General features: G+C 57.0%; 7 protein-coding genes and 1 pseudogene. 5 read left to right on the top strand and 3 right to left on the bottom strand.

Annotated elements, in window-relative coordinates; translation table 11 throughout:
• The first annotated feature begins 349 nt into the window (after positions 1–349).
• The 3 genes from VEB01_RS21455 to VEB01_RS21445 are packed head-to-tail and all read left to right on the top strand — an operon-like array spanning position 350 to position 4,310.
• On the top strand, positions 350–2,143 hold the full coding sequence (locus VEB01_RS21455) for a PQQ-dependent dehydrogenase, methanol/ethanol family (RefSeq protein ID WP_324879090.1): 1,794 nt from the start codon (positions 350–352) through the stop codon (positions 2,141–2,143).
• Positions 2,125–2,811, top strand: coding sequence for a c-type cytochrome (locus VEB01_RS21450; protein WP_324879087.1), 687 nt, complete (start codon positions 2,125–2,127; stop codon positions 2,809–2,811). Before VEB01_RS21455 ends, VEB01_RS21450 begins: the two co-directional genes overlap by 19 nt.
• Positions 2,808–4,310, top strand: coding sequence for an aldehyde dehydrogenase (locus tag VEB01_RS21445; protein WP_324879085.1), 1,503 nt, complete (start codon positions 2,808–2,810; stop codon positions 4,308–4,310). The genes VEB01_RS21450 and VEB01_RS21445 overlap by 4 nt, the downstream gene beginning before the upstream one ends.
• A 53-nt stretch (positions 4,311–4,363) precedes the next feature.
• Here the strand turns inward: VEB01_RS21445 and VEB01_RS21440 are convergent, their stop codons facing one another.
• Positions 4,364–5,032, bottom strand: a complete 669-nt coding sequence (locus VEB01_RS21440; RefSeq protein ID WP_324879083.1) for an alpha/beta hydrolase — start codon at positions 5,030–5,032, stop codon at positions 4,364–4,366.
• A gap of 697 nt (positions 5,033–5,729) precedes the next feature.
• On the opposite strand from VEB01_RS21440, the gene VEB01_RS21435 reads away from it, so the two are divergent.
• Positions 5,730–6,086 carry a hypothetical protein gene (locus VEB01_RS21435; RefSeq protein WP_324879081.1) on the top strand — a complete coding sequence of 119 codons (357 nt, stop codon included), beginning with the start codon at positions 5,730–5,732 and terminating at the stop codon, positions 6,084–6,086.
• 107 nt (positions 6,087–6,193) lie between these two features.
• Positions 6,194–6,445, top strand: a complete 252-nt coding sequence (locus VEB01_RS21430; RefSeq protein ID WP_324879079.1) for a transposase — start codon at positions 6,194–6,196, stop codon at positions 6,443–6,445.
• Positions 6,446–6,774: 329 nt separating this feature from the next.
• Here VEB01_RS21430 and VEB01_RS21425 read toward each other — a convergent pair whose 3' ends face one another.
• Positions 6,775–7,014, bottom strand: coding sequence for a hypothetical protein (locus tag VEB01_RS21425; RefSeq protein ID WP_324879077.1), 240 nt, complete (start codon positions 7,012–7,014; stop codon positions 6,775–6,777).
• Positions 7,015–7,341: 327 nt separating this feature from the next.
• A pseudogene (locus VEB01_RS23255) lies at positions 7,342–7,473 on the bottom strand (IS701 family transposase); the annotation flags it as partial.

Below are 7,473 nucleotides of genomic sequence, written 5' to 3'. Positions count from 1 at the left end.
GTCAACGTATAGTTGATCTGGGTCACCAGCAAGTATTGGCAGTAATCCAGACGTGTGATGGGCTTCTTTTCCATCCCGCTCTGACGCGCTCCGCTCCAACAAGTGCCCTCCCAATCCCAGTTTTTGCGTAAGTCCTATAAGTTTTATCACTATTAAACCGAATTTCCCGGTCTTCGAGCTCGATCCGGAGTTCTTGCGGAGCACAGGTAGTGGCGTAAGGTTCGGAAGCATCATTTCACCCGGATATTTTCACGGATGACCTTTCTCCTGCGCTAAATTGGGAGTACTTTTTGAAGCCAAGTCGGAGGCGAATATGATTTCACCAGGGTCGACAGAGGATAGGTAGGGTATGAATCACCTCACCTTTTGGGCACGTGGATGGGTCGCGAGCTTTTTGATATTCACGGTGGTTCCGGCGTGTGCCCAGGACCGGGTCCGGCTTTCCGAGGAAGAGGGGCAATGGACGATGCCGGCGAAGGATTATGCGAATACTCGTTACAGCAGACTCAAGGAGATCACGACCGAAAACGTGAAGCACTTGCGTCCGGTCTGGACGTTCTCGACGGGTGTTTTGGCGGGCCATGAGGGGCAGCCCCTCATGGTGCAGGATACACTGTATGTGGTCACGCCATTCCCGAACGTGCTTTACGCCTTCGACTTGAGAGAGGAAGGCTACCCGCTGAAATGGAAATACCGCCCGTTCGTCAACCCTCAGTCCGTAGGCATCGCCTGCTGTGATACGGTCAATCGAGGCGCGGCTTACGCTGGCGGTAAGGTCATCTATAACCTGCTCGATGGTTACACGGTGGCTGTCGATGCGGCGACCGGCAAAGAAGTTTGGAAAACCCAGGTGGCCGATATCCGAATCGGCGAGACCACCACGATGGCGCCCCTAGTCGTCAAGAACAAGGTCCTGGTGGGCAATGCGGGGGGCGAGCTCGGCGTGCGGGGCTGGATCAAGGCGCTCGACATTCAAACGGGGAAGCTGCTCTGGACGGGCTACAGCACCGGTCCGGACAAGGATGTGCTGATCGACACGGCGTTCTATCGCCCGCATCTCCCTCAGGAGAAAGGCGCAAATCTCGGGGCCAAAAGTTGGCCGAATGACGCGGCTTGGAAGATCGGCGGCGGCACGGTATGGGGATGGCTGTCCTACGACCCCGAACTCGACCTCGTCTATTACGGGACCGGCAATCCCGCGCCTTATAACGCGAAGCAGCGCCCGGGCGATAACAAGTGGACCAACAGCATGCTGGCGCGCGACCCCGACGATGGGCGGGTGCGCTGGGCCTATCAACAAACACCGCACGACAACTGGGATTTCGATGCGACTCAGGAGCACATCCTCGTAGATCTGCCTTTCCGCGGGAAGCTCCGCAAGACTCTGGTGCACTTCGATAAGAACGGCTTCGCCTATAACGTCGATCGCACCAACGGTGAGCTTCTGATGGCGAAACCGTATGTCCACGTCAACTGGGCCAAGCGGGTCGATCTCAAAACGGGTCGTCCACAGGTGAACCCCGAAAAAGAGACAGGGGCCGGAAAGGTCGCGAAGGATATCTGTCCCAATCTGGAAGGCGGAAAGAATCAGCAACCCGCGGCCTACTCGCCCCGCACTCGGCTGTTTTATGTCCCGACCAGCAACCTATGCATGGACTTCAAGTCAGTTGCGACCGGTTATCTGGCCGGAACGCCGTATATCGGTGCGGCGATGCCGTACAAAGCCTGGCCCGGGGCCGGCGGGAATCTCGGGGCCTATATTGCCTGGGATGCGGTCGAGGGCAAAAAGGTCTGGGAGGTCAAGGAGAAATATCCGGCTTGGAGCGGCGCGCTGGTGACCGGGGGCGATGTACTCTTTTACGGAACTCTGGACGGCTGGTTCAAGGCGGTTGATGCCCGCAGCGGCGAGGTGCTGTGGAAGTTCAAAGTCGGGTCCGGCGTAATCGGCAATCCGATCACTTATCTGGGCCCCGACGGCAAGCAATATGTGGCCATTTATGCCGGATTTGGGGGGGATTGGCTGTTGCTCAGCGGCGATACCCGCTCCGATGATCCAGCCGATGTGCGGCCTCCGGCGGACTTCATGCCGGACATCGCGAAACACACCAGTCGGGGAGGGATGATATGGCTCTTTGCTCTATAGCCCGCATTTCTCACACCCCTCCGACTGCGGACGCCGATCCACTCACTGTGGCGCACCGTACTCCTTCGCGCCGGCTCGACGTAGTGTCAGCTACGCCTTCGCCGTCGCTCGGTCCGTGCGGCGCGCCACAGCGGCGTCTCGACGCCCTCGCGACGAAGGAGTGTGAGAAATGCGGGCTAACCCGGAACCTTGCGGCGGCCGCGCTGGTCAGCTTACTGACGGTGATTTCGGGGTGTGGCGGAAAAACCCGGTCGGCGGTATCGCTTGACCGGCAGGATGCCGCACTCGTACCGCCCAAGGCGCGCCACGGGAATCACGTTTTTGCCGGCGGAGTCCCACCGCCTGAGCAGCCTGTGGAAAATCCTTTTCAAGATGACGCGCAGTCGATCGAGTCGGGGGCCACGCTCTTCAATACCATGAACTGCGATGGCTGCCACGGTAGCGGGGCGGTGGGGGCGGTCGGACCGAGCCTCATGGATGGCCGCTGGCGTTACGGCGGATCGAACGCCGAAATCTTCGAGTCGATATATGCCGGCCGGCCGAACGGAATGCCCGCCTACGGTGGGGTACTTTCCAAAGAAGCTCTATGGCTGCTGGTGACTTATTTGAGATCGCTAACGCCCCCGGTCGATCCGGCTACCGTTTCATTTGAGGAGAAAAAACCATGAGTCTCACTTTAGAGCGAGCGGCGATGGACACGGCGATGACCGAGCTCCACTTCCGTACTCAAGCTTTCATCGACGGCCAGTTTGTCGATGCCTTGAGCGGCAAGAGTTTCGCTACCGAGAATCCCGCCACAGGCAAAGTTCTTGCTCAAATTGCAGAATGCGACGGCGCCGATGTGGACCGGGCCGTACATGCGGCGCGACAAGCCTTCGAGAACGGCCATTGGTCAACACTGAAGCCAAGCGATCGCAAAAAGGCATTGCTCCGGTTCGCCGATCTTCTCGAAGCCAACGCTGCGGAATTGGCGCTCTTGGATTCGCTGGAAGCCGGTAAACCGATCAGCGATTGCTTGACCATCGATATCCCGGAGACCATTCATTGCATTCGCTGGCACGCCGAGCTCATCGACAAGCTTTACGACCGAATCGCGCCGACGGGCCCCGAAAACCTCGGCCTCATCGTTCGCGAGCCCATAGGTGTGGTGGGCGCCGTGATTCCGTGGAACTTTCCGGCACAAATGGCGGCCTGGAAAATCGGGCCGGCCTTGGCCGCGGGCAACAGCGTAGTCTTGAAGCCCGCCGAGCAAACGTCTCTCAGTGCGTTGCGCATGGCGGAGTGGGCCGCCGAGGCCGGAGTTCCCGCCGGAGTATTCAACGTCGTGCCCGGCTTCGGCGAGACCGCGGGTCAGGCGATCGGTCGTCACCGGGATATCGATATGGTGGCGTTCACCGGGTCTACCGAAGTGGGACGGTTGTTTCTGCGCTATTCGGCTGATTCCAATCTGAAACGCGTCATCCTTGAATGCGGCGGCAAAAGCCCACAGATCGTCATGGCCGACACGGCCGAGCTCGATAAGGTGGCTGAGTACGCCACCAACGCCGCGTTTTGGAACATGGGCGAGAATTGCAGCTGCGGCTCGCGGCTCATCGTCCATCAATCCGTCAAGGACCCACTGCTGGAGAAAATCATTCGTCTCGGCAAAACCTGGAAGGTCGGCGATCCCTTGGATCCTGAAACCCGCCTCGGGGCTCTGATCGAAAAGGGGCATCTGGAAAAAGTGCTGGGTTATGTGGCCGCAGGCCAAGCGGCCGGCGCGAAGCTCGTTCTCGGGGGCCAACGCTGTTTGGAGGACACGGGGGGCTATTTCATCGAGCCCACCGTCTTTGATGGCGTCGCGAACAGCATGCGGATTGCGCGAGAGGAGATTTTCGGCCCGGTGCTGTGCGTGATTCCATTCGCTACCGAAGAGGAGGCCGTGTCTCTGGCCAATGATACCCCTTATGGGCTGGCGGCCTCCCTTTATACCCGCGACGTCAACGCGGCGCATCGCATTGCCCGGGCGCTTCGTGCCGGGACGGTGTCGGTTAACTGCTACTCCGAAGGCGATATGACGACTCCGTTCGGCGGCTTCAAGGAATCAGGCTTTGCCGGGCGCGACAAGTCAATTTCGGCTCATGAGCAGTACACCGAGTTAAAGACGATCTGGATGCAGCTGAGTTGAGGTTGAAAATACTGGGTTCCACCAAGACTGAAGTCCACCTCACCTCGGAACCTTCAAACGGCGCCAGGGCGGGCTGCCCGCTTGGGCATCCGGCTCCTCGAATCTGCCCCGGAAGATGAAAGAGATTGGGTGACTTTCACAATATCTTGAGCGATGATTTTTGAGTTCATGATAAAGGTATGAAGCGACGGCACCGTCTGCACGGACACAGACGGCAGTACCGTTTCCTTGACCGTCAGTACGCCATTGTCGGGCTCCTTTCCAAACGGCGAAAAGAGTCCAGTCGGGTCACCGGTTCCCGCATAGATTTTAGTCGGTACATCGGGCTGCGGCAGCGAGTCCATGAACGGGCGGCTAGCCAGGAGTTGCCCCATCTCCCCGGTAAACAGCCGGTAAAGTCGGCGAGGCGCGAATGTGCGAGCGGCCAGACAAGCCTGACTCGGAGGCGCCAGAAAGAAACAGGCTATTGGTTTGCGGGTGAGCTCTGGCAGGACGGCGCGGGTCAAGACCGTCCCGAGAGAATGTCCCACAATGATAAAGCGGTCTGCCACGGCGTGTTTTTCAATAAAGTTTTCCAATCTCGTAACACAGCCATTCCATCGCTCGAATGTCGCCGAATAGCCAAACAGAATGGGTCGAAGACCCGATGCCCGAAGGCGTGTCGCCAAGATCAACATACCTGCCGGTGTGCGTCCCATGCCGTGGATAAGAATTGCGCGCATCTACGTATTTCTGGTCAATGGCCCAACAGTAATTAACCGGACGAATCCATCCGAACGCCCATGAGGTTTGGATCATGATGAGCAACAGGTTTGTTCCGTGAGTGTCTGCCTATGATGAGCCTCAAGCGCCCACAGTGCTTCTAGGCCGTAGTCTTGCGGTACTCAGCAGGGCGGCTCTTGTGGACCGGCCAGCGCTGTCGGCGCCGGCAGAGCGAGCCGCAAAGCTTCCGCCGCGACTGCCTTGAGATGTGCAGGAATACTCCCGCCGGTATTCCCGGCAAGACCGGAGCGATAACGACGCCCGTAGCGGCCGAACCCGTGTACTCGCGGGGAACGTCCGGATTCGGACGCCCCGAATCGAGTATTGCCGTGCCTGCTCTTTTGGGCGCACGCTTTTTGTGATGTCGTGCCGTGACCTAAAGTTGGCCAGCGGTGGTAGATCCAGACGGCACGCGGCTTTTTCGGATTCCACCACACCTGATGCAACAGCTTTGGCTTGCTCGACATGGGAGGTGGAAGGTAGGGTGTATAAACCCACTAAATATTGACCTGGCTAAAGACAGCAAGGTATTGAAAGCCTTTACGTTTTTTTTAGGAGAAGCCAGTTTACACAAATGGTGCAAACTAAGGTCCCATTTAAGGGGTCTATGTTAGAAGTCGTTGTTCTAAGGTAAAGAGTCGTGGGGTTGGATAGCTCATGCCGGAACAAATTTCGAAGTACCCAGAGGTAACGCTTAAGGTCCTGAAGGAAGCGGGGGCCATTTGCGGTGAAGGGGCCAAGCAGAAAATTTTGACGCAATGCCCTGCCGAGCGGTTCTGCTCTCTTCCAACAGGTGAGATCTGCGTTTACGGGATCAATGATATTCCAAGAATGACACAGATTACGACGCAGGAATTAGCTTCAGTAGTCTGTCCGAGTGCTCAGCAGAATGCTGGAGTTGCGGCGGGGATATCTAGTACGGAAGGGATACTGTTCGGGACTGCATTTGTTGCGGGCCTCGTGCTGGGACGGCTCTGGCAAAAGCGCAAGATAAGTTTGCGGTCCAGAGACTGAACCCAAAAGATGATGGATTTCTTTTCTTCAGTGTCATTGAGCTAGGCTCGAAAAAGTGGACGCCATCAATCGTGTAAATCCGGTAGATTGATTGATGGAGGAACGAGATGGCGAAATTACCGAGACAGTCGTTCACGGCAGAGTTTCGTGAGCAGGCGGTGAGATTGATCACCGAGGATAAGCTGTCCGTGCCGGAAGCGGCGCGGCGGCTCGGTCTATCCGCGAAGACCTTGGCGAATTGGGTCTATAAGGCCCGTGCCGGACAGTTGAGCGAGGTGGGCGAGAGTCGCCAGCCGGTGAGCGATCTGGAGGCGGAGATCTCGCGTTTGAAGCGGGAGTTGGCGGAAGCAACGCGGTAGGCCTCTTGGCAGACTACGCCAGCTTCATCGGTCAACGCCGACTCCAATTTTTTCAGCCTATTTCAGTGCCGGACCGGTAGGCGAGAGTTCACTCCGACTTCGGGCCGGGACGTAACTGCACGTATGGCCCGGCGGGGGCAGGTGCCCAAGGGGCGCGGCCACGCCCAGTCCTTTTTTAATAAGGACGCAGATTTCGCGCGATGGAAAGCCTGATATTTCGACAGCAGTTCGCCAAGACTTCGAGCCCAAGCGGGACAACGCCGTTGCAGAGCGGGCTCAACCTCGCAATGGTATGGAATCGATCGTCTATGGTGCCGCTGATAAGCAGATCACACGACCCCAAAGATTTTCGCTGCCCATTCTTTCCGTTCCAGGTTATCAATCATAATGTCGACGAATTCCTCCGATCGGCGCTTCTCGTCCCGATTCAATAGCGGATAGATGCGCTTATAAATTGAGTTGAATCCGCCGATATTTTCCAAGGTATAGGGTGGCTGGATATTCTGGAAAAAGCTCTTTAGCTGGTGAAATTCCTCGGAAAATAAAACGATGACGTTGCCTGCTTGCATGATGGATTCCATTGGGTCAAGAGAAGAAACATTCGGGGAGACCACAGGGTGATCCGGGAAGGACACACTGCGTGCGGTTTGCAGGAGGAGGCGGGACTAGCAGATGCCTGGCGGCATGGACTGAGAGGAAAATTCCGAACCCTCGTGGCGAAGACCGCTCTTGCGCCGCGACAAACTAAGAGCAGGATACAAGGTTGTTTCGGAATTACCTAATCGGATTTCTTTTTGCCGATCTATGGACATTTCTCGGGTGAAGGCGCACCGTGTCAAGATCAAAGGCAAATCGAAGAGATGCCATGGATATCCCCTATCTTACACTTACAGGACTTACGCAAGACGCATTTCTAGCGAAGGATTTTTAAGTTGTCGAATAAGGTAGTCATCCAGTAAGCCGTGCTTGAGTTGATAGACCGTTCGACCGGTTTGAGCCGCCAAGGACTTGAGCCGGACCCAGACCAG

The sequence above is a fragment of the Methylocaldum sp. genome (assembly GCF_035627495.1).
GTDB lineage: Bacteria > Pseudomonadota > Gammaproteobacteria > Methylococcales > Methylococcaceae > Methylocaldum.
The sequence above is the reverse complement of the archived record's forward strand: the minus strand, read 5'-3'. Positions and strand labels throughout refer to the sequence as shown.

Excerpts from the sequence above, each read along its gene's own strand:
- VEB01_RS21440 (WP_324879083.1), bottom strand. The coding sequence starts at position 5,032 with ATGCGCGCAATTCTTATCCACGGCATGGGACGCACACCGGCAGGTATG.
- VEB01_RS21455 (WP_324879090.1), top strand. The coding sequence starts at position 350 with ATGAATCACCTCACCTTTTGGGCACGTGGATGGGTCGCGAGCTTTTTG.
- VEB01_RS21445 (WP_324879085.1), top strand. The coding sequence starts at position 2,808 with ATGAGTCTCACTTTAGAGCGAGCGGCGATGGACACGGCGATGACCGAG.
- VEB01_RS21435 (WP_324879081.1), top strand. The coding sequence starts at position 5,730 with ATGCCGGAACAAATTTCGAAGTACCCAGAGGTAACGCTTAAGGTCCTG.
- VEB01_RS21450 (WP_324879087.1), top strand. The coding sequence starts at position 2,125 with ATGGCTCTTTGCTCTATAGCCCGCATTTCTCACACCCCTCCGACTGCG.
- VEB01_RS21425 (WP_324879077.1), bottom strand. The coding sequence starts at position 7,014 with ATGCAAGCAGGCAACGTCATCGTTTTATTTTCCGAGGAATTTCACCAG.
- VEB01_RS21430 (WP_324879079.1), top strand. The coding sequence starts at position 6,194 with ATGGCGAAATTACCGAGACAGTCGTTCACGGCAGAGTTTCGTGAGCAG.